The 25,716-nt window shown below is 69.5% G+C and carries 25 protein-coding genes; 12 read left to right on the top strand and 13 right to left on the bottom strand.

Annotation, left to right across the window (positions count from 1 at the left end; genetic code table 11):
* The 11 genes from C1707_RS16635 to C1707_RS16585 all read left to right on the top strand — a co-directional run bounded on the left by C1707_RS16635 (position 1) and on the right by C1707_RS16585 (position 9,966).
* Entirely contained in the window at positions 1-1,485 is a 1,485-nt protein-coding gene (locus tag C1707_RS16635) for a TadE/TadG family type IV pilus assembly protein (RefSeq protein ID WP_101713258.1), read from the top strand.
* Between the two features lie 63 nt (positions 1,486-1,548).
* A complete protein-coding gene (locus C1707_RS16630) occupies positions 1,549-1,989 on the top strand; it encodes a TadE/TadG family type IV pilus assembly protein (protein WP_123170768.1) in 441 nt (146 codons plus the stop codon).
* Positions 1,986-2,582 carry a TadE/TadG family type IV pilus assembly protein gene (locus C1707_RS16625; protein ID WP_101713260.1) on the top strand — a complete coding sequence of 199 codons (597 nt, stop codon included), beginning with the start codon at positions 1,986-1,988 and terminating at the stop codon, positions 2,580-2,582. Before C1707_RS16630 ends, C1707_RS16625 begins: the two co-directional genes overlap by 4 nt.
* Entirely contained in the window at positions 2,579-3,793 is a 1,215-nt protein-coding gene (locus C1707_RS16620; RefSeq protein ID WP_101713261.1) for a CpaE/TadZ family protein, read from the top strand. The genes C1707_RS16625 and C1707_RS16620 overlap by 4 nt, the downstream gene beginning before the upstream one ends.
* 3 nt (positions 3,794-3,796) lie before the next feature.
* Positions 3,797-5,143 carry a TadA family conjugal transfer-associated ATPase gene (locus C1707_RS16615; protein ID WP_101713262.1) on the top strand — a complete coding sequence of 449 codons (1,347 nt, stop codon included), beginning with the start codon at positions 3,797-3,799 and terminating at the stop codon, positions 5,141-5,143.
* Between the two features lie 4 nt (positions 5,144-5,147).
* Positions 5,148-6,143 carry a type II secretion system F family protein gene (locus C1707_RS16610; protein ID WP_101713263.1) on the top strand — a complete coding sequence of 332 codons (996 nt, stop codon included), beginning with the start codon at positions 5,148-5,150 and terminating at the stop codon, positions 6,141-6,143.
* Positions 6,144-6,152: 9 nt separating this feature from the next.
* The gene (locus tag C1707_RS16605; protein WP_101713264.1) at positions 6,153-7,112 is read left to right on the top strand and encodes a type II secretion system F family protein; all 960 of its coding nucleotides are present in this window, start codon (positions 6,153-6,155) and stop codon (positions 7,110-7,112) included.
* Positions 7,113-7,114: 2 nt separating this feature from the next.
* Positions 7,115-7,630 (top strand): tetratricopeptide repeat protein, encoded by a 516-nt coding sequence (locus tag C1707_RS16600; RefSeq protein WP_101713265.1) that lies wholly within the window; start codon positions 7,115-7,117, stop codon positions 7,628-7,630.
* A gap of 20 nt (positions 7,631-7,650) precedes the next feature.
* Positions 7,651-8,157, top strand: a complete 507-nt coding sequence (locus C1707_RS16595) for an A24 family peptidase (RefSeq protein WP_101713266.1) — start codon at positions 7,651-7,653, stop codon at positions 8,155-8,157.
* A 290-nt stretch (positions 8,158-8,447) separates the two neighbouring features.
* Positions 8,448-9,074, top strand: a complete 627-nt coding sequence (locus C1707_RS16590) for a helix-turn-helix transcriptional regulator (RefSeq protein WP_101713267.1) — start codon at positions 8,448-8,450, stop codon at positions 9,072-9,074.
* A 487-nt stretch (positions 9,075-9,561) separates the two neighbouring features.
* Positions 9,562-9,966, top strand: a complete 405-nt coding sequence (locus C1707_RS16585) for a hypothetical protein (protein ID WP_101713268.1) — start codon at positions 9,562-9,564, stop codon at positions 9,964-9,966.
* A 93-nt stretch (positions 9,967-10,059) separates the two neighbouring features.
* Here the strand turns inward: C1707_RS16585 and C1707_RS16580 are convergent, their stop codons facing one another.
* The 10 genes from C1707_RS16580 to C1707_RS16535 all read right to left on the bottom strand — a co-directional run bounded on the left by C1707_RS16580 (position 10,060) and on the right by C1707_RS16535 (position 18,770).
* A complete protein-coding gene (locus tag C1707_RS16580) occupies positions 10,060-11,055 on the bottom strand; it encodes a hypothetical protein (protein ID WP_101713269.1) in 996 nt (331 codons plus the stop codon).
* Position 11,056: 1 nt separating this feature from the next.
* A complete protein-coding gene (locus C1707_RS16575; RefSeq protein ID WP_240633723.1) occupies positions 11,057-13,555 on the bottom strand; it encodes a fimbria/pilus outer membrane usher protein in 2,499 nt (832 codons plus the stop codon).
* A 25-nt stretch (positions 13,556-13,580) separates the two neighbouring features.
* Positions 13,581-14,390, bottom strand: a complete 810-nt coding sequence (locus tag C1707_RS16570) for a fimbrial biogenesis chaperone (RefSeq protein WP_101713271.1) — start codon at positions 14,388-14,390, stop codon at positions 13,581-13,583.
* Between the two features lie 42 nt (positions 14,391-14,432).
* Entirely contained in the window at positions 14,433-15,008 is a 576-nt protein-coding gene (locus C1707_RS16565) for a hypothetical protein (protein ID WP_101713272.1), read from the bottom strand.
* Positions 15,005-15,619, bottom strand: coding sequence for a hypothetical protein (locus C1707_RS16560; RefSeq protein ID WP_101713273.1), 615 nt, complete (start codon positions 15,617-15,619; stop codon positions 15,005-15,007). Before C1707_RS16560 ends, C1707_RS16565 begins: the two co-directional genes overlap by 4 nt.
* A 13-nt stretch (positions 15,620-15,632) precedes the next feature.
* Positions 15,633-16,199 (bottom strand): hypothetical protein, encoded by a 567-nt coding sequence (locus tag C1707_RS16555; RefSeq protein ID WP_101713274.1) that lies wholly within the window; start codon positions 16,197-16,199, stop codon positions 15,633-15,635.
* A gap of 3 nt (positions 16,200-16,202) precedes the next feature.
* Entirely contained in the window at positions 16,203-16,790 is a 588-nt protein-coding gene (locus C1707_RS16550) for a hypothetical protein (RefSeq protein ID WP_101713275.1), read from the bottom strand.
* A 16-nt stretch (positions 16,791-16,806) separates the two neighbouring features.
* The gene (locus C1707_RS16545; RefSeq protein ID WP_101713276.1) at positions 16,807-17,370 is read right to left on the bottom strand and encodes a hypothetical protein; all 564 of its coding nucleotides are present in this window, start codon (positions 17,368-17,370) and stop codon (positions 16,807-16,809) included.
* Positions 17,371-17,395: 25 nt separating this feature from the next.
* Complete coding sequence (locus C1707_RS16540; protein WP_101713277.1) at positions 17,396-17,983, bottom strand: hypothetical protein; 588 nt, start codon at positions 17,981-17,983, stop codon at positions 17,396-17,398.
* A 115-nt stretch (positions 17,984-18,098) separates the two neighbouring features.
* On the bottom strand, positions 18,099-18,770 hold the full coding sequence (locus C1707_RS16535; RefSeq protein WP_145998376.1) for a hypothetical protein: 672 nt from the start codon (positions 18,768-18,770) through the stop codon (positions 18,099-18,101).
* A 337-nt stretch (positions 18,771-19,107) separates the two neighbouring features.
* Here C1707_RS16535 and C1707_RS16530 point away from each other — a divergent pair, with 337 nt between their 5' ends.
* Positions 19,108-19,686: a helix-turn-helix transcriptional regulator gene (locus C1707_RS16530; protein WP_101713279.1), complete on the top strand. Its 579-nt coding sequence runs from the start codon at positions 19,108-19,110 to the stop codon at positions 19,684-19,686.
* A 6-nt stretch (positions 19,687-19,692) separates the two neighbouring features.
* Here C1707_RS16530 and C1707_RS16525 read toward each other — a convergent pair whose 3' ends face one another.
* From C1707_RS16525 to aceB, 3 genes are all read right to left on the bottom strand, one after another.
* Entirely contained in the window at positions 19,693-21,534 is a 1,842-nt protein-coding gene (locus C1707_RS16525; RefSeq protein WP_205686785.1) for an acetyl-CoA hydrolase/transferase C-terminal domain-containing protein, read from the bottom strand.
* Between the two features lie 39 nt (positions 21,535-21,573).
* Complete coding sequence (locus C1707_RS16520) at positions 21,574-23,904, bottom strand: acyl-CoA dehydrogenase (protein WP_101713281.1); 2,331 nt, start codon at positions 23,902-23,904, stop codon at positions 21,574-21,576.
* A gap of 139 nt (positions 23,905-24,043) precedes the next feature.
* Complete coding sequence (gene aceB / locus C1707_RS16515; protein WP_101713282.1) at positions 24,044-25,624, bottom strand: malate synthase A; 1,581 nt, start codon at positions 25,622-25,624, stop codon at positions 24,044-24,046.
* Positions 25,625-25,716: the final 92 nt, after the last annotated feature.

The raw sequence follows: 25,716 nt of genomic DNA, 5'->3' as shown, positions 1-25,716 counted from the left end.
ATGTCGCTCGCCCCTCGCCTTCTTCATCGCTTCATCCAGGATCGTTCCGGTACGGTGGCCACCCTCACCGGGGTGGCCCTGATCGGGCTGGTGGCCGTCGGAGGCCTGGCCTTCGACGTCAGCCGGGCCCTGGCCCTGAGGGCGGAGCTGGAGAACGCGGTCGACGCCGCCGCCCTGGCCGGCGCCAGCCAGCTGGACGGCACGAGCGGGGCCATGGGCCGGGCCCAGACCGCGGCCATGGGCAGCTTGGTCAGCAATCGCCAGGCCCTGGGCGACACCTACGAGAGCAACGTGGCCGTCGCCGCCAGCGACATCACCTTCCTCTCCAGCCGCGACCCGGACGTCACGGCGACCACGGACGCGACGGCCAAGTTCATCCGGATCAACCTGGCGCCGCGTCCGCGCGGCCTGGTGTTCGGCGCCCTGACCGGCGTCGCGGGCTTCAACGCCACCGCCCGCGCGGTGGCCGGCTACGGCACGGCGATCTGCAAGGTGCCGCCGCTGATGATCTGCAATCCGAACGAGGCCACCAGCCTGACGTTCGACGGCGACAACTACATCGGCAAGAACTTCGTCCTGACCCCGCCGCCTGGCGGCAACGGCGCCTGGGGCCCCGGCAACTTCGGCTTCCTGTCGGTGGGTTCGGGCGCGGCCGACGTCAAGAACGCCATGGGGCGCAGCCCGCCGCTGACCGAATGCTTCGGTTCCGTGGCCCAGACCCAGACGGGCAACATCGCCTCGGCCGACGACTACTTCAACGTCCGCTTCGACATCTACAGGTCCTCGGCCAGCGGCCTGAAGAACGATCCGCTGTACCTGCCGGCGATGAACACGATGGTCGGCGCCAAGACCAACGCCGGCAACAGCGCCTGCACCCCCACCGTCGCCGTGCCGAGCAACAGCTGCTCCAGCAGCGCGGCGGTCGCGACCGGCATGGGCTTCCCCCGTGACTGCAATCAGTCGAGCGTGGTCGGCAGCGGCGTGTGGAACGTCGCCCAGTACTTCGCCACCAACCACTCCGGCATCAACCCGACGACCTACACGCCGCAGGTTCCCGCCGGCTCGACAGGCACGGGCTGGAGCGCCTACGGCCCCGCGCCGGTGGCCGGCGCCACCAGCCCCACGCGCTACCAGGTCTACAAGTGGGAGCTGGCGATGCTGAGCGGGTCGATCGCCAAGCCGGCCGGCGCCTTCTCCGACGGCCAGACGGCCACCAGTGGCTCTCACGACTACGCCGCGCCCCAGTGCAACAAGACCGGCGCCCAGGTCTCGCCCGACCGGCGCACCATCTCGGCGGTCGTCGTCAACTGCAACGCCGACAACGTCCACGGCAGCTCCACCGTCCACGTCATCGCCTATGTCGACCTGTTCCTGATCGGCCCCGCCGTCAGCAACTCGATCTACGGCGAGGTCGTCGGCGCCACCACCGACACCTCGGCGGTCGGCGCGGAGACGATGCTCTACTCGGTGCGCCTCTATGACTAGCCGCCCCCCCTCGCAAGGCGGCTGGCTGAACGGCTCTGGGCCGGGCGCGAAGGCTCGGCGGCGGTGGAGTTCGCCTTGGTGCTGCCGTTCATGGTGCTGCTGTGCTTCGCCTTCGTCGGCGCGGGGCGGTTGTTCTGGAACTATCACATCGCCGTCTCCTCGGTGCGCGACGCGGCTCGCTACGCCGCCCGCCTGCCGATGACCTGCGCGGGCCTGACCAACGCCGGCGACGTCGCCAACATCCAGAACCTGACCCGCACCGGCACCAAGGACGGATCCGGCGCGCCGCTGATCGCGACCTGGACCAGCAACGCCAGCGTCGTGGTCACCGTCTCGTGCGTCAGCAACGCCGGCGGGACCTATTCGGGCCGCTACGACGGCATGACCGGCGTGCCCCGGGTGCAGGTCGCCGCCACCCCGCCGTACATCGAGTCCTTGGGCCCGCTGACCGGCATCACCCTGACCTCGTTCACGGTCAGCTCGCAGCAGGCGTGGACGGAATGACCCGGCGCCCTTCCCTTCTGGCGCGGCTGGCCCGCGACGAAAGCGCCGCCACGGCGACCGAGTTCGGCCTGGTGTGCTTCGCCTTCATCGTCATGCTGCTGGCGGTGATCGACATGGGCCGGCTGGGCTGGACCATCAACACCGCCAAGACCGCCACCCGCGAGGGCGCGCGCCTGGCCGTCGTCAGCCCCATCGTCTCCAGCTACATGGCCAGCTACGACGGCATCAGCCAAGGCATCCCCGGGGGCGGCTCCGTCCCCGACATGGCCTTCAGCTGCACCGGCTCGAACTCGACCTGCACCCAGACGCAAGGCAGCGGCGGCTCGCCGGGCTTCGACAACACCACCTTCACGGCCGTGCTGAACAAGATGCAGGCCTACCAGCCCGACATCACGGCCGCCGACGTGACCATCGCCTATCGCCATGTCGGCATCGGCAAGGTGGGCAACCCCTACGCTCCGGACATGGAGCCGTTGGTCAGCGTCAGCGTCGCCAACCTCACCTTCCAAAGCGTCGCGCTGCAGATCTTCGGCGTCGCGCCCTTCAACCTGCCCACCATGACGTCGACACTCAGCGGAGAGAGCCTGTCATGAGCCTGCTCCATTTCGGCCGCCCCAAGACGACCGCGCCGCCGCCCCAACCCCATCGTCCGACGGCCTGGCGCGTGGGCCTGTGCGGCGTGGGCCTGGGCGCGGATCCGCCGGTGGCGATGCTGTCGGCGATGTTCCCGGCCGTGACCTTCCGGCTGCTGGACTGCGCCTGGCCCGAACGGGCCGCCCACGCCTTCGACCTGCTGATCGTCGGCCTGGACGGCGCGGACCCGGCAGAGGTCGAGCGGATGGGCGGCAGGATCGCCGCGGCCGCCGGGCGGTTCGAGGTGCTGGTGGCCATGCGCGGCGCCGACATCGAGGCCACGCGCCGCCTGCTGCATCAGGGCGCGGCCGACGTGCTGCCGGCGCCGGTCAGCGACACCACCCTGGCGATCGCCCTGGAGCGGATCTTCTGCCGGCTGGACACCGGGCGGGCGCACAAACGCAGCGGCGAGATCATCAGCATGCTGAAGGCCGGCGGCGGCGTCGGCGCCACGTCCCTGGCCGCCCAGACGGCGGTGATGCTGGCCGGGCGCACCGGTCCCGCCGGGGTCTGCCTGGCCGACCTGGACGTGCAGATGGGCGCGGCCGCGCTCTATCTCGACGTCGGCGACGCGGTGACGGTGAGCCAGGTCCTGGCGGCTGGCGGCGCGGTGGAGGAGATGCCCTTCGCCTCGTCCCTGCCCTGCCATCGCAGCGGCGTGGCCGTGCTGGGCGCCCCGCAGGAGATGATGCCGGTCGAGGCCCTGAGCCCCACCGTCGTCGACGGCCTGATGGCCGCCCTGCGCCGCGACTTCGAGACCACCCTGGTCGACCTGCCCACGGTCTGGACCGCCTGGACCAATCGCCTGCTGCGCCAGTCGCAGCGGATCGTGCTGGTGACCCACCTGTCGGTGCCGCACGTGCACCTAGCCCGCCGGCAGCTGCACATGCTGACCGCCCAGCGGCTGGACGACGTTCCGGTGACACTGGTCTGCAACCAGGTCGAGCCCGACGGCGCCAGCGGCCTGTCGCTGAAGGCGGCCGAGCAGGCCATCGGCCGCCCCTTCGACCTGGTGGTCCCCGAAGACCGCAAGCTGATGCATCAGGCGATCAACCAGGGCCTGGCCCTGAGCGCCGTGCGCCGAGGCAGCAAGCTGGAGGCCGCGATCGGCCGCCTCGCCGACACCCTGGTCCCGGCCCAGCCCGTCGCCCTCGCCCAGGTCGGGAGATAAGCCATGCTCTGGAGCGAAGAGACCCGCCGGATCGAAAGCCAGGCCGCCGCGGCCGAGTTCGCCCAGGCCGCGCCGATCGACGACGCCCTGGGCCTGAAGGTGCGGCTGCACCAGCGGCTGATCGACCTTCTGAATCTCAGCCTGCTGGACCGCACCCCGCGCGAGACCCTGCGTCTGGAGATCCGCGGCGCGGTCAGCGGCCTGCTGGCCGACGAGAAGCGCCTGCTCACGCCCGCCCAGACCGACCAGCTGGTCGACGAGATCCTGGACGAGTTGCTGGGCCTTGGCCCGCTCGAGCCGCTGCTGAAGGACGACACCGTCACGGACATCCTGATCAACACCCACGAGACGGTCTACGTGGAGCGGCAGGGCCGCCTGCACCGCACCAACGTGCGGTTCCAAGACACCCGCCACCTGGTGCGGATCATCAACAAGATCGTCGCCGCCGTCGGTCGCCGCATCGACGAGAGCCAGCCGATGGTCGACGCGCGGCTGGCCGACGGCAGCCGCGTCAACGCCATCATCCCGCCGCTGGCGGTGGACGGCCCTCTGGTCTCGATCCGCAAGTTCTCGCGCGTGCCGCTGGCCATGAGCCGCCTGGTCGAGCTGGGCAGCATCACCCAGGAAATGGCCATTGTGCTGGAAGCCGTCGTGCAGGCCCGCCGCAACGTGCTGATCTCGGGCGGCACCGGCTCGGGCAAGACGACCCTGCTCAACGCCATGTCGGCCTATATCGACGAGCGCGAGCGGATCATCACCATCGAGGACTCCGCCGAACTGCAGCTGCAGCAGCCGCACGTCGGGCGCCTGGAGACCCGGCCCGCCAACATCGAGGGCCAGGGCGAGGTGCAGCAGCGCGAGCTGGTCCGCAACGCCCTGCGCATGCGGCCCGACCGCATCATCGTCGGCGAAGTCCGTTCGGGCGAGGCCTTCGACATGCTGCAGGCCATGAACACCGGCCACGACGGCTCGATGACCACGGTGCACGCCAACACCCCGCGCGACGCCCTTTCCCGGGTGGAGCAGATGGTCGGCATGGCGGGCCTGGACATCCCCGCCCGCTCGGTGCGTGGCCAAATCGCCTCGGCCATCCACGTCGTGGTCCAGGCCGAACGCATGGAGGACGGCCATCGCCGCATCGTGTCGGTGTCGGAGATCACCGGCATGGAGGAGGACGTCATCTGCATGCAGGAGATCTTCCGCTTCCGCCGCGCGGGTCGCTCGACCGACGGCAAGGTGGCCGGCTCCTACGAGGCCACGGGCGTGCGCCCGCGGTTCATGGAGGTGCTGCACGCCCGCGGCGTGGACCTGCCCTCCAACCTCTTCTCGCCTGGTCGGATCTCGGGGTGACGCCATGCAGGGCCTGCTCTTTCCCATCGTCCTGGTGCTGGCCTTCGTAGCCGCCGTGCTGGCCGGCCAGACCATCTTCGGCCTGATGCTCTCGGCTCGGGAGCAGACCCAGCGGGTCAATCGCCGCCTGACCCTGATGGCCGGCGGCATGAGCCAGGAAAAGGTCTACGAGTCGCTGGTGCGCGACCCGCGCGGCAGCTGGATCGACCGCACGCCCTACGGCGCCCTGCACGGCCGCGCCGCGCTGTACCTGCGCCAGGCGGGGATCACCGCCGGACCGCTGCAGGTGCTCGGCGTCGTGGCCGCGGCGGCGGCCGGGCTGTGGCTGCTGGCGCTGGTCTTCCTGCGCGGCCAGCCGGTGGAGACGCCGTTCTCGCAGGTGCTGGTCACCGCCGTGGGCGCGGCGGCCATCAGCGGCGCGGTGACCGCGATGTGGATCGTCCAGCGCCATGCCGCGCGCCTGGCCAAGCTCGAGGAGCAGCTGCCGCTGGCCCTGGACGTCATGATCCGCGCCCTGCGAGCCGGCCATCCGGTGATCTCGGCCGTCGGCCTGGTCACCCAGGAGATGCCCGACCCCATCGGCACCGAGTTCGGTCTAGTGCTGGACGAGACCACCTACGGCGTGGAGTTCCGCGACGCCCTGGCCAATCTTTCGCGTCGCACCGGATCGCCGGACGTCGCCTTCTTTGCGGTCAGCATCGCCATCCAGAGTGAGACCGGCGGCAACCTGGCCGAGATCCTCGCGGGCCTGGCCACCGTCATCCGCGGCCGCGCCTCGCTGGCCAAGCGCATCCGCGCGCTGTCGAGCGAAGGCCGGATGTCGGCGCTGATCCTCAGCCTGCTGCCGCTGTTCTGCGTCGGCGTGGTCAGCGTCTTCCGGCCGGAATTCTACACCACCAAGTTCTCCGACCCCGCCTTCTGGCCCGTCGTGGCCGGCGTGGTGGCGCTCTACCTCGTCGGCCAGCTGATGATCCGACGGATCGTCACCTTCAAGTATTGAGGCCTCGCCATGGACCTTTTCGTTTCCGTCGGACTGCAAGTCGCCGTCTTCCTGGCCGTGGGCGCGATGGCCCTGCTGGTCTTCCGCCAGGTCGACGCCGGGGCCTCGCTCAAGCGCCGCATGCGCGAGCGGGCGGCCGGCGGCGCGGCCCTGGCCAGCGGTCCCGCCGGGGGGCTGCTCAAGGACTCCAAGCCCAAGACGCCGCTGATGAGCTGGCTGCAGGCCCGCGCGCCCGGCGCCGAGACGCCCGAGAAGCGCACGGGTCTGGCCAGGACCCTGGCCGAAGCCGGCTTCGAAGGTCCGGCCGCCGTGCCCGGCTACTTCCTGGTGCGGGTGCTGAGCGCCGTCGGCCTGCCGATCATCCTGCTGCTGGCCCAGAAGTTCTCGGCCAAGCCCGTGGTCGGGCTGCCGCTGATCGCCGGCGCGCTGCTGCTGTGCGGGCTGGGCCTGGTGATCCCGGCCATCTTCGTCGACCTCAAGGCCTCAGGCCGCCGCGAGCGCCTGGAGAACCAGTTCCCCGACGCGCTGGACCTGATGGTGGTCTGCGTCGAGGCGGGCCTGGGCGTGGACGCGGCCTTCATCCGCGTCAGCCAGGAGATCAAGCCCTCGCACCCTGAGATCTCGCGCGAGTTCAGCCAGGTCTCGCAGGAGCTGCGGGCCGGCCGCAGCCGCGCCGACGCCCTTCGGCGGATGGCCGACCGGGTCAATGTCGACGCGCTGCGCGCCTTCGCCGCCCTGATGATCCAGACCGACAGCCTGGGCGCCAGCATCACCCAGACCCTGCGCTCCTACTCCGGCGAGCTGCGCGAGCGGCGGTTCCTGCGGGGCGAGGAGAAGGCCATGCGGATCCCCGTGCTGCTCACCATCCCGCTCGTGGCCTGCATCCTGCCGGTGATCATCACCGCCCTGCTGCTGCCGGCCGGCCTCGACGTCGTCCACAACCTCATGCCCGCCATGAAGAGGCACTAGAGATGCGTAGTCTCCTCGTCGCTTGCGCCGCCTGCGCGCTGCTCGTTCCACTGTCGGGCTGCGCCACCCTCAAGCAGCTGGCCAGCGCCCTGACCGGCCCCCGCCCGGCGCAGACCGAGATCCGGGCCCTGGCCGCCTTGCCGCCGCCCGACCCCGCCGCGGCCGTCGACCGGCTCTACGGGCGCGCGGCAGAGGCGATCAAGGCCCGCGACTACGCCCTGGCGATCGAGCTGCTGCAGCTGGCCGCGAGCCGCGCGCCCGCCGACGCCAGGGTGCTGAACGCCCAGGGCGTGGTCTACGACAAGCTGGGCCGCTTCGATCTCAGCGAGCGCTACTACGCCCGGGCGCTGCAAGCCAATCCCGGGTCGCGCATCGTGCTGAGCAACATGGCCTATTCGGCCCGCCTGCAGGGCCGTGAACCGCCGGCGGGCGTGCTGCAGGCCGTCGCCCAACCGCAACCGCCCCTGGCCGGCGGCCCGCCCGCCGAGGTCGCCCCCCTGCCCGGCGGCGGCTCGTAAGGCCGCCTGGAGATCGTCCGATGGAAATCGACTTCGTTCGCCTGGCTGGTTCGGTCGCCTATGCCATGCTTTTTGTGATCGCCGCCGGTTGGGACGTCTGGACCCGAAAGATCCCCAACTGGACGGTGGCGGCGCTGGCGGTGCTGTTCCTGCTGTCGCAGCTGATGACCTGGTCGACGCCCAACTGGCTGTCGAGCTTTTGCGCCTTCGGCGTGGTGATGCTGGCCGGCGTGCCGATGTTCGCCCGGCGGCTGATCGGCGCGGGCGACGTCAAGCTGCTGGCCGTCGCGGCCCTTTTCGCGGGCATGGAGAACCTTCTGCTGCTGCTGGTGGCCATGGCCATCGCCGGCGGCGCCCTGGCGCTGGTGGCCTTGGCCGCCCGCCCCTACGCCGGCGCCTTCGGCGGCTGGATCCGCACCCGCGCGGGCATCCCTTACGGGGTGGCGATCGCGGCCGGCGCGCTGCACGTCGGCACGACTACGGGAATGCTGGCGATCAGCCAACGCCTGACACACTTACAACTTTGAAAGCAAGAAAAGGCTTTTTCCTGTATTTGCGCGATTATCTCCTGGCAGGAGAAAACCACGTTTTTCGCGCAGATTTGATAGCGTTGTCGGCGTTCTTTAGTCATTTCGACTACCCAATGGAGGGTATGCAGGCCCGCTGGAAATAATATCCAATCAGTAAACCAGCCGTCGGCGGGCAGAATAAAGCAATACGGTTTTCAATCGCGACAGCATGCAATCGAGAGTTTCATCGCGAGTACGGACCTGAACTTTCATCCTGCACCGGCGGCGATCCTCACGGGGCGTCGCACATGGGACTGATCAAGATGATCGAGGTGGTGGATTCGGAAGTCGAGCGCGGCGTGTTCGAGTCGCACGTCGCCAACGCGATCCTCAACCTGGTGAACTTCGGCGTCATCGTCGCCGACAGCGAGGGCTGCGTATATGCCGCCAACGACCTGGCCTGGAGCTATGTCGCCCACGGCGACGGCCTCTCGGAGAAGGGCGGCCTGCTGACGGCGGAAAACGGCTTCGAGTCCGAGGCGCTGCACAACCGCATCGCCGCGGCCGTGCGCCAGGGCCGCTCGGGCGCGATGCTGATCCATCGCTCGCGCAGCCAGAAGCCGCTGGTCGTCCTGATCGAGCCCTTCAGCACCGACGACAGCGGGTTCCGCTGCGCCCTGGTCACCGTGCGGGAAGTGGGCCGCGCCTCGCCGCACATCGCCGAACGCGCGCGGATGATGTTCAACTTCTCGCCGGCCGAGGCCGAGATCGTCGCCCGCGTGGCCCAGGGCCGCGAGCCGGCCGAGATCGCCGCCGAGCGCAAGGTCAGCATCAACACCCTGCGCGTGCAGATGGCGTCGGCCATGGTCAAGGTTGGAGTTCACCGGCAGGCCGAACTGGTCTCGGTTATTTCTTCCGCCGACATCCTTGAATAACATGTCGCAAGACGACTATTCTTGACATTAGTAAATGCGAGTTATTGTGACGCGATCTGTATATGTTAATATTTACAGGTCGCGAGGGCAAATCCCCCCGTTTTGTCACCGCCGCGACGAATGACCGGCTCGCCGAGGCTGTCCGCAACGCCATCGACGATCCTCGGCGGCGCGCCCCGCCCGCCGAGCGCCGGGTCAGGACATCAGCACCCCCTCGTCCTGACCCGGCGCCGGTCGATCGCGCGCCAGCGCGGACGCACCCCTTAAAACAACCCAGCATTCCGACCCACATCGCGCCCTCAATAGGGCCGCGAGCACTTATAGTAAGAATGCACTATTTAAATCTCGTTAGACATTCGATGTATGCAATATTTGAGTGCGACATGCTGTCATTCTTACTATGCAAATCGTTTACCATGCTTTAGGGCGCTCTGCTTAACCCTCCCTCGCGATGATCCTCCCATCATCCTCACTCCTGGGGTTTGCAATGCGCTTTCCGATGATCCTGGCCGCCGCCTTCACCGCTCTGGCCGCCACTACCGCTTCCGCCGCGCCGGCCAGCTACGAGCTTCGTCTCGAAGGGCACGTGCCGGTCATCTGCCGCGTCAACCTGGACGCCACCACCGCCTCGAGCGCCGAAGCGACGGACCTCGGCCGCATGACCGAGTTCTGCAACAGCGCCTCGGGCTACGAAGTGCGCCTGACGCACGCCCAGGGCCTGACCGACGCCGCCGTCTATGTCGACGGCCAGAAGATCCAGCTGTCCTCGTCCGGCGTCACCCTGATCAGCCGCTCGAGCACCGCGGCCTCGCAGAGCCACAGCCTGCGCCTGGATCCCGGCGCCGACGCCGGCCAGGTCGGCGACCTGTCGGTGAACATCACCGCCCTCTGACCGGTTTTTGTCCCGCCCTTCCCCCCGGGCGCTCGGCAAAAAAGAAAGCCCCGTCGGCTCGCGCCGGCGGGGCTTTTTCAGGCTGGGCCGAGGTTACATGCAGGCGACCGGCGTCGTGCCCGTCGGCACGGCCAGAGGCGTGACGGTCACCGTCAGGATGTCCTGGTAGTTGGGCGACGGAACCTTGCCCGCGCCGCCCTCCAGCAGGGTCGGCGTCACCGCCAGGTACTGCCCCGACAGGCCCGCGCGCGAGCAGGTGACGGTGCTGAAGGTCGGCGAGGCCGTGGTCTTGGTCTGCCCCAGGAAGTCCAGCTGATAGGGAATCCGCTGGTTCGCCGTGGCCAGGTTGCCGCCCGCATAGGTCATCCGGAACTGGTTGGCCGAGGTCAGGGCCACCGAATACGGCCCCGAGCTGGCGACCCGGACGTTGCCGGTGCGCTGCTTGACCGAGTTGGGCGTCGACGGCAGCGAGGCCGTCGCCAGAGCGCCGATCTCGCCGAAGTCCAGCGCCGGACCCACGAAGCTGGCCTGCAGGGCGCTGAGCACGTTGATGCGGATGTCGAGCGAGTTGGGGATCACCCCCTGCTCGTCGGCCGCGCCGCCGGTGCGCTTGCAGTAGTATTTCTGGTCCAGGAACAGATCGGTCGTCCCGGCCGGCAGGTCGGCGCCGCTGGGCACGGTGATCGTCACCATAAAGGTCTGCACGTCGGGCTGGCCCACGCCGCCGAAGTTCAGCTCGACCTCGTTGGGATTGACGTTGTTGGGGTCGAGCACGTGGCCTGGCGGGTTTTCCAGGATCTGGCCGCCCGTCGAGGTCTGAACGATCGTCAGGCTCGAAGGCGTGTCGGGCCGGCGCAGATAGATGAAGTTCACCTCCTGCGTCTTCTTGCCGCCCACCGCCGGCGGACGCCGCGCGGTGATGGACAGGGTCTGCACCGTCGTGCCGGTCGGATTGAACGGATCGAAGGTGCCCGACAGCACGACGGGGTCGAAGGTCACGCACTGGGCCTGGGCCACGCCCGAGACCAGCAGGACCCCGCCGACGCCGGCGGCCAGTCCGATGAGCAGGGAATGCGATCGGCGTTTCATGTCAGCCTCCCGACGCGCTGGGCTTGAGGTCGCCGGTCTTGACGAAGCCCTCGGCGCTGGCCGGGACGTCGAGATAGTAGACCGTCGGGGGCGTCGTCCCCATTTCGAGCCGCCAGCGACCGGGGCGCAGCCCCGAAGCGCCGAACCGGCCAACGCGATTGGTGAAGATGGTGATCGGCTCGGCGCCCGGGCCGCCCTGGGCGACCTCGACCGCGCGGCCCGACACCAGCGCCAGCGGCTCGCCGTCGGCGTCGACCAGCCGGCCGATGGCCGTGATCGAGTAATCCGAACCGACCTCCAGGCGATAGCCCGAGCGATACGGCGGGAACACCCGGAACGAGCCGGAGCCGAGGTCGTAGCCGGCCGGCGCGTTCGGCGCGTCGACGGTGATGGTGCGCTCGGCGTAGGCGGCGAGGTTGGTTTCCAGCGCCGTGCCCAACTCGCCCGTGTTCGAGGTGTAGCCGAACGGGGTCGGGTTCACGACGACGTCCGCGCCCTTCAGGCTCTTGTGGCCCTTGACGATGGCGAAGCTGTCGTAGACCGGCCGGCCCACGGAGACCGCGCCGTCGGCGAAGCCGATCGAGGTGCCGACCCGCAGCGAGGTGCGCCCGTTGTCCGGGCCGTCGAAGGCCTGGAAGTGCGACAGGCCCAGCTCCGCCCGGTTGGCGATGTAGTTGACGCTGCCGTTGAAGGCGGAGTCGTCGGGCGAGCGCGAGACCTCGGCGAAGGCGTTGTAGGAGCCCACGCCCTGGCCGTGGATCGTCTGGTAAGCGATCCGGGTCCGGTCCTCGCGACCGTCGTACTCGGCCCGCAGGCTCGAATTGTTCGAGAACTGCCAGGACAGCGAGATCAGGGCCGAGGTTTCGCGGCGCCCGGGCACGTCGTCGTACATGAGGTTGGCGGTGACCGCGAGGTTCGAGGTCAGGCGATAACCCATGCCCAGGCGATAGGCGCTGGCGTCGGGGAACTCGTCGCGGCCGCTGGAATACCGCCCGTCGAAGCTGGCGTAGATCGCGTCGCTGAAGGCGTGCGAATAGCCGACCCCGATCTCGTAGTTGTAGCGGTTGTCGGGGAAGAAGGTCCCGACCGGGCCGAACTCGCGGCTGCGGGTCTCGAACGACAGGTTCAGGGCGTCGGCGCGGCCGCCGGCGAACTGGAACAGCCGCTGGAAGCTGACGATCGCCGCATAGCCGGAGCCGTAGGTGTCGATGTGCGACAACGCGAAGTCGACGCCCAGCGTACCGATCTTGGTGCCGAACAGACCCTCGGCGCCCATCATGACGGTGGTGTCGTCGGCCTGGCCGTTGACGCCCAGGGTCACCCGGTCGGTAATGCCGCGACGATAGAAGCCGCTGACCGTCCACTCCTCGGTGTAGTCGGGGCCGTCGAGCAGCAGCGGCGCCTTCACGCCGGCGAACAGGCCGAACTCCGACAGTCCGGGATCCAGTTGCGAGCGGTCGAAGAAGACGTTGAACTGCAGCGTCTCGCGACGGCCGGTATCGTCCTCGATGACCAGGCGCACGTCGTTGGCGCCCTGGGCGAACGGGAAGTCGCGCACGTTGTAGCGGCCAGGATCCAGGCGGATGCGCCGCGTCAGCTGGTTGTTGAGGATCACGCTGACGTCGGAGGTCCGGGCCAGGGTGAAGCTCTCGCGGCCGCGCGGGCGGGCGATCGTCTGCGGCTGCAGCACGCTGTAGGAGCGGAAGATCGAGATCCCCGCCATGTCGGGCGCGGCCTGGAAGCCCCGGCCGACGGCCTGCAGGTCGCCGGCGGTCCAGCGCAGCACGTTCTTGACGTCGTCATAGACGAAGCGCGTGCCCAGACGCTGGAAGTCCTCGTTTCCGCCAGGCTGCCAGACGGCCTCGTTCTCGAACACCAGGCCGTTCAGGCGCACGGCGCTGTCGAGCAGGAAGGTCGGGTCGCCGAGGCCCTCGTCGAAGCCCTGCTCGACGTAGTCGACCGAGCCGCGGATGTTGAGATAGCCGCTGAAGCCGGCCGGCGCGACGTATGAGCCAAGGCCCATGCGATCCATCGGCGTGACCTGCAGGCTGCGCACGACCTTCAGCTCGGGCGGGATGTTCATCCGCAGCTCGAGCGCCCGAGGATCGTAGGTCATGGTCATGCCGGCGCTGGCGACCACCTCGGGCGAGACCGTGCCGCGTCCGGCCAGGGCCGTGCGCAGGGCGCCGACCGCCGGGGCGTCGAGCAGCGGCGCGACCAGGCTGAGCAGGCGGTCGGACGGCATCGACAGCTGGCCGTCGGCCGAGATCGCCAGCGGCATGTCGCCGACATAGAACTCGCCGTCCTTCAGCGGCACCGTCAGGGTCACGTCGCGACCCGTGGGGTTCAGCTGCCGGCGGGCGTCGGCCGCGGTGGCCGCGCCGGCCGAGGGCGCGCTGGTCGGCTCCTGGGTCGCCGCCAGCATGGCGTAGGGGATGGGCTCGGCCATGGCGGCCAAGGGGGCGGCGAAGGGGACCGCGCCGGCCAGGCATCCCGCCATCAGCCAGCGGCGGTAGGCGCGCGACCTAGCGCCCTTCGTCGGACGAGAATTGGGCCTCAAGGGAGCCTCCTGCTGCCGCCGTCAAGGGCAGTTCGATGGGAACGGCGATGCGCCGCGTCTGGCCGGGGGCGATCAGGCCGAAGCCGATCGTCTGTTGGATCTCCGGACCGGGAATGGTCCGTTGGAAGACCGCCTTGCCCGCGGCGTCCTTCTCGATGATCTTCAGCTTTCCGCGGGACAGGTATCCGTGCGTGTTGGACGTGTTGGCGACGTAGACCACCGGGACGGGCTTGCCGTCGGCGTCCGCGCCGATCTCGCTCTTGGACAGGGCCAGGGCCGGCTTGCCGCCCGAGGGCGCGACGCTGGCCAGGACCTGGAAGTTGTAGAGAATCTGGATGGCCGACTGGCCCTCCGGCAGCTTCACCGGCATCTGGGCGACGGTGACGTAGTAGTGCTTGCTCTGCGCCAGGGCCGGATCGCCCACCCACTGGATCCGGAACGACTGGGTCTCGCCCGGCTGGATCACCGCTTGGGGCGGAAAGATCAGCAGGTCGTTGGTCGGGGTGTCGCTGGGATGAGCGCCCTTCTCGTCGAAGGACAGCTCCTCGGCGCGCAGCTCGACCGGCAGCGGGTTGGCGAAGGTGTTCTGCACCGTGACGATCTGGGACATGCCCCGACCGGTCGGCTTCAGATCGATGACGACCGGCTGGACGGTCATGGCCAGGGCGCCCCCGCCCAGGCCCGGCGCCCCCTGCGCCGCCAGCCCCGCGAGCGCCAGGAGACCGGCGCACGCCGCCCCCAGCAAGCGCCCTCGGAAGGTTTTCGAACGAGTCATTCGGTGTCCGCTCCTCATGGATTCTGTTCGTTCAGTTCAGCTTCAGTTCTGGGCCTCGAGTTCGACGACGAGGGTTCCGGCGTAGTCGCCGGCGACCATGGGCGCCCCGCCGCCAGTGACGGCGACGACGAGGTTCATCTGCCCGGCCGCGCCGTTGGCGGTCGCCAGGTTGATCGGGGTGGTCACCGCGCTCGTCCCCGACGCGCTGGTTCCGGCCCAGTCGGCCGTCAGCTGGAAGTCGAGGCGGTCGCGGAACCCCGGGGCGGCCGCGCCGCCGCCCACGCGGGCCATGCCCGCGCCGTCGGTGCGCACCACCAGGCGGTGGGCCGAGTTGCAGACCACCGGGAAGGCCAGGCTGATCGAGGCGTCGCGCGGCTGGGCGGTCTGGGGGTCGACGAACTGGGTGAAGCGCACCACCCCGGCCTGGCCGCCCTGGGCGGCGAAGCTGGTGTTGGCGCCGGCGGCCGCGGAGGGCGGCGACAGCACGCAGGCGCTGGGCGCCTGGCCGATCAGTTCGAGCTGGCTCGCAGCCTCGTCGCCCGTGGGGAGCGTCTGGGCCGAAGCGGCGGCGGCGACGCCCATCGTCGCGGCGGCAGCGAGGAAAAGGACGGTCTTCATTGGGGTTCCACCGTCAGGCGCAGCGTGTCGCGGTAGACCCCGGACACCAGCGGCGCGTTGGTCTGCAGGTTCGTGGCGCCGGGCTGGATATCCAGCCGCAGGGTCACGTCGCCGACGACTGGCTGGTCGACCAGCTGGGCGCTGTCGCGGATGCGGCGGGCGCTGGCGTCGGCCTCGAAGCGGCTGTTGACCGGGCCCCAGGCCAGGGTCGCGGTGTAGGGCACCGCGTCGCTGAAGCCGGTCGGCGCCGGGGTCAGGCCCAGTTCCGAGCGCCACAGGCCGTTGTTCTGGCTCTCGAGCATGATCTGATGGGCGTAGTTGCACACCGCCGCGAAGTTGACCTGGGCCGAGGCGGCGCGGGTCGACAAGGTGACCGGGTCGGTCAGCTGGTCGACCTGCAGCGTGCCGCCGGTCAGGCTGAGGAAGTTGACCACCTGGCCCGCGCCGATGGTCGGCGAGGCGATGGTGCAGACCTTCGGCACCTGCCCGCGGACCACGAAGTCGCGGGAGTTGTCGTCGTCCTGCGCGCGGGCCATCTGGGCCAGCAGCAGCAGGGTCACGGCCGAGGCTCCGGCGAGGACGGCGGCCTTGAAGCGGTTGGTTCTGGTCATGACGCCCTCCCCCTCAGCTGGCCGCCGCCAGGGTGACGACGATCGCCCCCTGGTAGGTGTCGTCGGCGACCGGCCGCAGGCTGGGTCCGCCGGACGTGGCGAAGTTCGACAGGCTGATGGTGATCTGGCCCGAGCCGCCGCTGTCGCGGGTCTGGGACGCGCCGGCGTTGGCCGCCGCGCCCGTCGAATAGCTGGCGTCCACCGGGGTCCAGCCCGAGGCCGTGGCCGTGTAGTCGACCGCGCGCGAGAAGCCCGAGGGCGGCGCGGTCAGGAAGGCCTGGGCCGTCATCTGGGTAGCGGCGATCGACAGCTGGCTGGGCGCGCCGCATTGCGTGCCGGTCAGCACCTTGGGCGGCGCGGCCAGGTTCGGCAGCAGCAGGCCCGTGGTCGTGTCGATCATCACTCCGACGTCGAACAGGTTGTCGCCGTCGCCAAGGTCGCCGATCGTGCAGATGTTGTTGGGCACCGTGGCGGTGATCTGGATCGGCCCGACGCTGTCGGAAGGCCCGTAGGTCTGGGCCGTCGCGGCGCCGGCGACCGCCAGGGGCGCCAGGGCGATGAGAAGAAGGGCGCGCCGCATGGCTCAGCTCCCCGAGGCGGCCAGGCCCGCGTCGGGCCCGAGCGTGATGGTGACCAGCGCCAGGTAGGACCCCGGCTGCAGCTGGCTGTCGCTGGCGGTGGCGAAGTCCGAGACCACCAGGGTGAGGTCCGTCTCCTTCGGCGCGCTGCTGGTCGAGGGCGAGCCGACGCCGGACGTGCTGCCTGCGCTGGTGCGGACGGTGGCCGACGTCGCGCCCCAGGCGCTGATCGTGCAGGTGTAGTCCACCGAACCGACGAAGCCGGCCTGGGTCGTGGTTCCGGTCACCGCCAGGGGCGAGGCCGAGATGGCCAGGGCCGCGCCAGCGTAGTTGCAGAAGGTGCCGGGCAGCTGGATGGACTGGTTGGCGATGGTCGCCAGCCGGCCCACCCGGGCGCCGGAGCTCTCGGAAATCTGGCCCAGCGCCAGGGCGCCGGGGCTCGGCGCGCCCAGCACGCAGACCTGGGCGACCTGGGCGTCGAGCCCGACGGCGCCCTGGACGGGGTCCTGGGCCCAGGCGCCGGTCGCCCCGGCCAGCGGGGCGAGAAGAGCGGTCGCCGCAAGTCCGACAAGGCAGGTTCGGTGCAGGATCATGACGACCTTTCTCCCCTCAGGTGGCCGGAGCCAAAGTCACCGCCACCGAGCCCGAATAGGACCCGGAGACGAGCCGACCGCCGGCCGGCGTGGCCGCGTCGGCGAAGCTGACGACGATGTCGCTGGCGAAGATGCCGGTGGTGCTGGCCGCCCCGCCGCCGGAGGCGAGCGTGCTGTCGGACGCGGCCACCGAGCCGCTGCCGGGCGAAGCCGTGGCGGTGGCGGTGTAGTCGATCCGACGCTCGAACCCGGTCGGGGCCGTGCTGGTGAAGCTGGTGTTGAAGATCGGCTGGGCCTCGACGGCCATGGTCGCCGACACGCCGTTGCACCAGCCGTTGAGCGTGGCGGTCCGGCTGGTCAGCTTGACGCCGTCGAGCCGACCGATGGCCGAGACGTCGCCGGTCTGCAGCGACAGCTCGCCCAGATCCAGGACCACGTTGTCGGTCACGAACAGGCAGCGGTTGGCGACCGTTCCGTTGACCTGCACCGTGCCGGTCACGCTCTGGGCCTGGGCCTGCCCCGCGGCGGCGGCGAGCGCGAGGCTCGCCGCGGCGACGGTCAGGAGAAGGCTGCTACGCATGGCGCTTCCTCCTCTTTCCGTCCGATCACGAGGGCTCGATGGTGATCGAGATCGTGCTCGAGTAGTTGCCGGCCATCAGCAGCGCGCCGGAGGCGGTGTTCAGGGCGTAAGCCTTGACCGTCAGGTTGCCGGCGCTGTTGGCCAGGCTGTTGGACAGGCTCTGGACCGTGGCGGCCGGCAGGGCGGCGGCGGTGACGTAGCTGACCGTCTGGGTCGTGCTGTTGGCCAGGGCCGCGTCCAGCGCCGCGGTGTAGTCGATGACGCCGGTGTAGCCGGTCGGCGCGGTGGCGCTGGGGGCCAGGGCCAGGCGGGTCGAGCTGAGGGTCACCTTGGGCGCGGCGCTGTTGCAGTTCACGCGGAACTGGGTCGAGCCGCCGGGGCTGGCGTTGGTCGAGCCCGACAGGGTGGTCGACAGGGTGCCGTCGGCCTGGGCCAGTTCGCCCAGCGGGATCGAACCCGAGAAGGTGCCGCCGCTGCCGCCGGTGATGACGACGCACTTGGCCGCCACGCTGCCGGTGACGTTGACCGTGCCGGTGACCGTCTGGGCCATGGCGGCCGGGGCGATCGCCAGGCCCAGCAGGGCGGCGGCGCCGAGAAGGATCGTCTTCTTCATCTCTTCACTCCCAAAGTCTTGCGTCGGCGAGGCCGACTTCTGCTTGTTCCGGGGCTTGCGCCCCCTCCCCCTGAAAGACGCCGGATCCGCCGGGGGAGCGGGCCCGGAAGGCGGGTCACGGCGAGACGCTGAGCGTCACCGTGAGCGAGTCCGAATAGGTGTTGGCGGCCGCGAGGATCTGGGCGCCGGCGTAGGCGGCGCGGTGAACCCGCAGGTACGAACCGGAGACGTCGTAGGAAGCGCCGTTCAGGCGCAGGCCCTGGCTGGCGCTCGCCGGCCCCTTGAAGCCGCAGGTCGCGCCCGAGGTGCTTTTCAGGTCGCCCGTGTCGCAGGTGGCGCTGACCGAACCGACGCCGGCGTCGCCGACCAGGTTCAGGTCCACCAGATAGGGCGCCAGGTTGGTGTAGCCGGTCGCCGGGGTGACGCTGGAGGCCAGCAGGCCGCCGTTGCTCGACACCACCGCCGCCCGGAACGGCACGGTGCACTGCAGGGTGAAGGGGAAGTCCGCCGAGAAGGCGTTGTTGACCTCGCCCACGTCGGTGGAACCGCTGGGCGCCATGCCCGGCGAGAAGCCGCAGCGACCGCCCACGGAAGCCGTAACCGGAATGGACAGCACGATGTTCGACGGCGACCCGCCGGCATAGGCCGTAACCTGAGCCCGGCTTTCCGTCACGCTGGCGGCGAGGATCATTCCCGCCAGCAAGCTCCCGCCAAGTAACCAGTCCTTATAGGACGGCTTGCGCTGGGTGCGCACGGCGCGAGGAAGCGTCTGTTGCTTGCCAGCCATGTCCCAGATCCCGTTTCTCTTAACAAGTTCTTAATGAACGATTGCAGAGAAGCGGGGACCTGAAATCCCCCAGCTTGGGTAGCTAGTACAGTTTCACCCGTCAGGAGAATTTGAATAAAATACGGACACCTACACGGCTCTTAGTAATACAAATGTATAGCGGAATTCTTGGTGATAAGCATTCTCAACAAACCGTGCGACAAACCGACGCTATGCAACACCTAGTAATCCCAGGTTGTGGATAACTTATCCCTAGTTGGCTTTAACTGCACATAAAGTCGGCCCGGCCAAAGCAGCGGGGTCCAGCGCCAGCCGAAGGCCGGCGAGGGAGGGAAAGATGGACGGCTCTCACGCCGCGGCGATCGTCGATACAAGCGCGGTGCGCTTCTGCCTCGACGAAGATGCGATCGCCCGCATCGTCATCGATCAGACCGCGACGGTGCTCTGGCGCTCTCGCGCCGCGGCTCTACTGCTGGCGGGCCAGAGCCCGCTGGTCGATCGCGGCGGCAAGATCGGCGGCGTCGACCGCCGCACCCACCATTTCCTGATGGAGCGGATGGCCGAGGCCCTGGCCGGCCACGAGGTCTGCCAGTTCATCGAGAACGAAGACCAGGATCGCCGCTTTCTGCTGCGCATGCGCGCCGTGCAGGAGGGCGACCAGCTGGCGCTGGTGATCGTGCTGAAGGACTTCGACACCCCCGCCAACCTGCCCCGCCTGGGCGCCCTGTTCGGCCTGAGCATCATGGAGGCCAGGATCCTGGCCGAGATCATCGCCGGCCACAGCGCCGACCGGATCGCCGAAATCAAAGGCGTCTCGGTGCTGACCGTCCGCACCCACATCAAGCACATACACGGCAAGATGGGCGTGCGCTCGAAGGAAGAGATCTTGGCGACCGTGATCAAGATCTTCGCCTGACCGCGCTCAGCCCGCGGCGGCTCCGCGCACGGCCCAGGTCAGCAGCCGTTCGCCCAGCGTCATGGGGCTCGAAAGGCCCAGGCGGCGAAGACCGGCCTCCGGGGCGGGCGCCGACACCCCCCTGAGGATGTAGCCGACGAGCGCGGCGGGATCGCCCTGGGCGGCCTTCAGACGCCCCAGCACGGGCAAGAGCCCCTGCTCCACCGCGTCGAAATCCGATCCGAACGGCAGCAGCGGCGCCAGGCCCGCGGCCTTCGCCGGCGCCAGAGCCTCGGCGATGCGATCCGGCGTATTGCGCCGGAACGCCTCGGGGATCACGTAGCCCGCCTCCAGCTTGCCCGCCCGCTTGGCCTCGTCGAGCAACGCCGGCTGGAACCGGGAATCCGCGATATTCAGCATACGAACGATCGTGTCGCGATCGGTCCGCCCGCGCAGGTCGGCGGCGCCGTACTCGGTGATCACCACGTCCTTCAGATGACGCGGGATCGTGCCGTGGGCGTAGGTCCACAGGATGTTGGACGCCGCCTTGCGGCCGCTTCCCCGCACGGCCGGCAAGGTGATGACCGAGCGCGCGCCCTGCAGGGCGAAGGCCTGGGCCACGAAGTTGTACTGCCCGCCCACCCCGCTGACCACGCGACCGTCGTCGAGGCCGTCGGAGATCACCGCGCCCAGCAGCGTCGCCATCATGGCGGTGTTGACGAACCGGGCGTCGACCCGGGCCGCGCGACGGGCCGCCTCGTCGCCGTAGATCTCGTTGATGCCGGAGATCGCCTGCATCTGGAACCTGGCCCGCTCGTCCTCGGGCATGTCGCGCAGGGCTTGGTAGAAGGCGCGCGGCCCCAGGAAGAAGCCGCCGTGCAGCACCGCGCCGTCGACCTCGCGCTTGAGCACGCCCGCCCGTCGCAGGTCGAGCAGGCAGTCGACGAACATCTCGGTGGCGGCGTAGAGCCCGGTCTCGAAGGAGCCGCCGCAGATCGGCGGCGTGGCCGTCGGTGAAAGCCGCTCCACCGTCTCGACGAAGGCCTTCGGCTCGCGGTGCCGTACGATCAGGCCCTGGGCGACCGCGTCGCTGATCGCCCCGATGCCCATCTGGATCGTGCCCCCGTCCGGGACCAGCGACGCCGCGTGGAAGCCGATCGCATAAGAGGCGTCGGGGATCGGCTCCTTGGGCGGCGCGAACAGTGGGAACTGTACGCCTGGTCCGTCCAGCAGGTGGCTGAACGCCTCGGCAGGCAGGTCGCCGTCGCCGGGCATGAAAGGCAGCTCGTCATTGACCTGGCCGACCAGCAGGAAATCGGCCTCGCCCGCCTTCCGCGCGGCCAGCAAATCGAGGGTGATGTCTGTGTTGCACGACAGACTGAAGCGGTCGCCCCGCCGGGCCACCAGTTGGGCGACGACATTGACGCCCCGTTCGCGCAGATAGCCAGCCGCGTGCGTGTAGTTGGCCGATATGTAGCTTCGCTGGGCGCTGGGCGCGCTCAGGCGCGTGCTGGCCTGAAAGAAGAACTCGTCGACCTCGATGTTGGCCGGCAGGACGTCGCGTCGCTGCAGCTCGGCATAGGCCAGGGCCGGATAGCCGCCCAGCGTGCGCTCGATGATCGGGCCCAGGAAGCGCTTCTCAAGGTCCGACTTCGGGCGCGGCGGCTCCAGGGTCAGGGCCGTGAAGACATGCAGATGCAGCGACGGATCGCGCAGCGCCCGCGCCACCAGGGCGTTGACCACGTGATTGGCCTTGCCCAGGCCCAGCGGCAGGCCCAGCACGATCCGGCGGCCGACGCGGTCGATCACCGCGTCGGCCAGCACGTCCGGGTCGGTGAAGCGCGGCGTCATGCCGACAGCTTGGACCATCCGCTCATCGGGTTGAAGCGCTCAAGCCCTGCGACGGGCTCATGGACGGGCTTCGAAGCTGCGCGCCTCGCCCTGGCCGGGCCGCTCGGCGATCTCGCCATCGCCCTGAGCCCTCGCCCGGCGGTCGCTGACCGCGCCGGCGTGAGCCTGCGCGCGGACCGTCGTGGCCAGGCCGTCATGGGCGAAGTCGTCGACGGCGATGACCTCGGCCACCGCCTTGTCGGCGGCCTCCAGCTGCGCGATCTCGGCGGCGGTGACGAGCCCCTGTTCGGCGGCGACCTTCCAGTCGCGGATCTTCTGAGCCTTCAGGCGATCATGGATCGACTGGGTCGCCACGACGCGTTCGAAGGCGTCGATCAGCTGGCCGACGGCCTGATCGCTGCCGCCGACATAGACGTTCTCGACCAGGCGGTCGCGAGTCTCGGACGGGTGCAGAAGCAGCTCGGCGCAGGCCTGGGTCGTGCGGTCCGAAGGCCCGCGACGGCGGGCGCCGAACGGCAGGATCGCCGCGCGCAGCAGCCAGCCGGCCAGGCGGTTGGGCAGGTTGGCGAACACCTCGTCGAAGCGCTGCTCGATGGTGGCGAAGGCGGTGTCGGCGCACCATTGCAGCAGCGGGAAGTCGGCGTCCTGCCGGCCCTCGTCCTCCCAGCGCTTCAGCGCGCCCGACAGGAAGTAGAGCTCGGAGAGAATGTCGCCCAGCCGCGCCGACAGCATCTCCTTGCGCTTGAGATCGCCGCCCAGCGTGAGCAGGGCGATGTCCGAGGCCAGGGCGAAGCCGGCGCTGTAGCGCCCGGCCTGGCGATAGAAGCGCGTGGCGCGGCCGGCGTCGGGAGCGGGCGACAGCGCCCCGCCCGTCCAGCTGCGGGCGAAGGTGCGGATGCCGTTGCGCAGGGCGTGGGCGACGTGGGCCCAAAACGCCTCGTCGAACTGCGCCAGGCCCCGCTCGGGATCGGCGTCGCCCAGGGCCAGGATCTCCTGGAGCATGTAGGGGTGCGCACGGATCGCGCCCTGGCCGAAGACCATCAGGCTGCGGGTCAGGATGTTGGCGCCCTCGACGGTGATGCCGACCGGAATGGCCCGGTACTGCGCGCCCATGTAGTTGCGCGGCCCCTCGATGATCGCCTTGCCGCCGTGGACGTCCATGGCGTCGTTGACCACCACCCGCATCCGCTCGGTGGCCCCGGACTTGAGCAGGGCCGAGATCACCGACGGATGCTTGCCCAGATCCAGGCCCGCGCAGGTCAGGCGGCGCGCGCCGTCGACGAGGTAGGCGTTGCCGGCGATGCGGGCCAGGCGCTCCTGCACGCCCTCGAACTTGCCGATCGAGATCCCGAACTGCTGGCGCACGCGGGCGTAGCTGCCGGTGGTCAGGGCGCTGAAGGCGGCCGCGGCGCCCGACAGCGCCGGCAGCGAGATCCCGCGCCCGGCCGCCAGGGCGGTCATCAGCATCTTCCACCCCTGCCCCACCCGCTCGACGCCGCCGATGACGAGATCCATGGGGATGAAGACGTCCTTGCCCCAGTTGGGACCGTTCTGGAACGTCTGGAAGGCCGGCAGGTGGCGACGGCCGATCTCGACGCCCGGCGTCGTCGTCGGCACCAGGGCGCAGGTGATGCCGATGTCCTCGTCCTCGCCCAGCAGGTGGTCGGGGTCGCGCAGCTTGAAGGCCAGGCCCAGCACGGTGCAGACGGGCCCCAGGGTGATGTAGCGCTTGTGCCAGTTGAGGCGGATGCCCAGCACCTCCCTGCCCTCCCAGGTTCCGCGACAGACCACGCCCTCGTCGACCATGGCCGAGGCGTCTGAGCCGGCCTCGGGACTGGTCAGGCCGAAGGCCGGGATTTCGCGACCGTCGGCCAGGCGCGGCAGCCAGTGGTCCTGCTGGGCCTTGGTCCCGAAGCGCATGATCAGCTCGCCCGGGCCCAAGGAATTGGGCACCATCGTCGTCACCGCCGTCGTCACCGAGCGGGTGGCGATGCGGCGCACGACCTCGGCGTGGCCATAGGCGGAAAAGCCCAGGCCGCCGTACTGCTTGGGAATGATCATCCCGAAGAACTTGTTTTCCTTCAGGAAGGTCCAGACTTCGGGCGACAGGTCGCGGGTCTCCCACGTCATGGTCCACTCGTCGACCATGGCGCACAGCTTCTCGACCGGGCCGTCCATGAAGGCCTGCTCGTCGGGGCGCAGCTCTGGCTTGGGGAACGACAGCAGTTCGTTCCAGTCGGGGTCGCCGGTGAACAGCGCCGCGTCCCACCAGACGTCGCCAGCGTCGATGGCGTCGCGCTCGGTCTGGGACAGGGCCGGCAGCACGCCTTGGGCCCACTGGAAGATTGGCCGGGTGAGAAGATCCCGACGCAGCGAGGAGATGGTCATGACGAAACGCCCGCCTTGTTACTGGTCGAGCGTCAAACGCGCCGGCGCCCGCATGGCTCCGGCTTTCCTGTCCTTGAGTGTCGGTGATCCGACGCAACGGGGCGGCGCTTCGGGGGGATGGAGCGCCGCCTCGCCGACCTCAGCCGATCAGTTCGTAGGCCGGCAGGGTGAGGAACTCCTCGAGGGTGTCGGACAGCACCATGCGGGTGAACAGATGGGCGGCCTCTTCAAGGCGTGGCGAGCCGAACTCGCGGCGCAGGTCGGCCATCTCCTGGGTGAACAGGCTGACGAACAGCTCCGAACCCAGCACCCGGCCGTCGTCGAGCTCGGCGCCCAGGCGAACCCACTGCCACAGCTGCGTGCGGCAGATCTCGGCGGTCGCGGCGTCCTCCATCAGGTTGTAGAGCGGCACCGCGCCCCGGCCTTCCAGCCAGGCCTGGGTATAGCGAACGCCGACCCGGATGGCCTCGCGGGCCCCGGTCTCGGTGCGGGCGCCGTCGTGCAGCTCCAGCATCTGCCCCTGCGTGATCTCCAGGCCCTCCAGCGTCTTGTCGAGCTGGTTGGGAGCCGGCATCAGGCGGTCGAAGACCTCCATGGCCACCGGCACCAGGTCGGGGTGGGCGACCCAGGTGCCGTCGTGACCGGCGCCGGCCTCGCGCTCCTTGTCGGCCCGGACCTTGGCGAAGGCGGCCTGGTTGGCGGCCTCGTCGCCCTTGACCGGAATCTGGGCGGCCATGCCGCCCATCGCGAACGCGCCGCGGCGGTGGCAGGTCTGGACCAGCTTCAGCGAATAGGCGCCGAGGAAGGCCTTGCCCATGACCATGGCCGAGCGGTCCGGGGTCAGGAATTCGGCGCGACGGCCCAGGCGCTTGATGAACGAGAAGATGTAGTCCCAGCGGCCGCAGTTGAGGCCGACGATGTGGTCCTTCAGCTCGAACAGGATCTCGTCCATCTCGAAGGCGGCCGGGATCGTCTCGATCAGCACCGTGGCCTTGAACGTGCCGACCGGCAGGCCCAGGGCCTCCTGGGCGCGGACGAAGACGTCGTTCCAGAGGCGGGCCTCCAGATGGCTCTCCAGCTTGGGCAGGTAGAAGTACGGGCCCGAGCCCTGGGCCAGGGCGGCCCTGGCGTTGTGGAAGACATAGAGGCCGAAGTCGAACAGAGCGCCGGCGACAGGCGCGCCGTCGACTTCGAGGTGGCGTTCGGGAAGGTGCCAGCCGCGCGGCCGGACCTTCAGGACGGCCGGGTTGGCTCCCAGCGCGTAGCTCTTTCCGGACTTCGGATCGACGTGGTCCAAGACGCCGTTCCAGCGGTCCTTCAGGTTGACCTGGCCTTCGACGACATTGGCCCAGGTGGGGGCCGTGGCGTCCTCGAAGTCGGCCATGAACACCTTCGCCCCGCAGTTCAGGGCGTTGATGATCATCTTGCGATCGACCGGCCCGGTGATCTCGACGCGGCGGTCGAGCAGGTCGGCGGGAATGGGGGCCACGCGCCAGTCGGCGGCGCGAACGTGCGAGGTTTCGGCCAGGAAGTCAGGCAGCTCGCCGGCGTCGAAGCGGGCCTGACGGGCCTGCCGCGCCTGCAGCAGTTCGCGGCGGCGGCCGTCGAAGCGGCGGTGCAGGTCGGCCACGAAGGCCACGGCCTCGGGGGTGAGGATCTCTACCGCACGACCCTCGATCGGGCCGAGGATCTGGACGTTGGCGGCGATGTCGAGGGGCATGGCGTGTTCCGTGGTGTGGGGACGCTGACTTGGGAGGGTGTATCGGATGCCTCGTACGCACCCAAGTTTGTCGTTCCGCCTGCCATGAAGAC

Source organism: Caulobacter flavus, from assembly GCF_003722335.1.
GTDB classification, from domain to species: Bacteria; Pseudomonadota; Alphaproteobacteria; order Caulobacterales; family Caulobacteraceae; genus Caulobacter; species Caulobacter flavus.
This window is presented reverse-complemented; position numbering and strand designations above follow the sequence as displayed.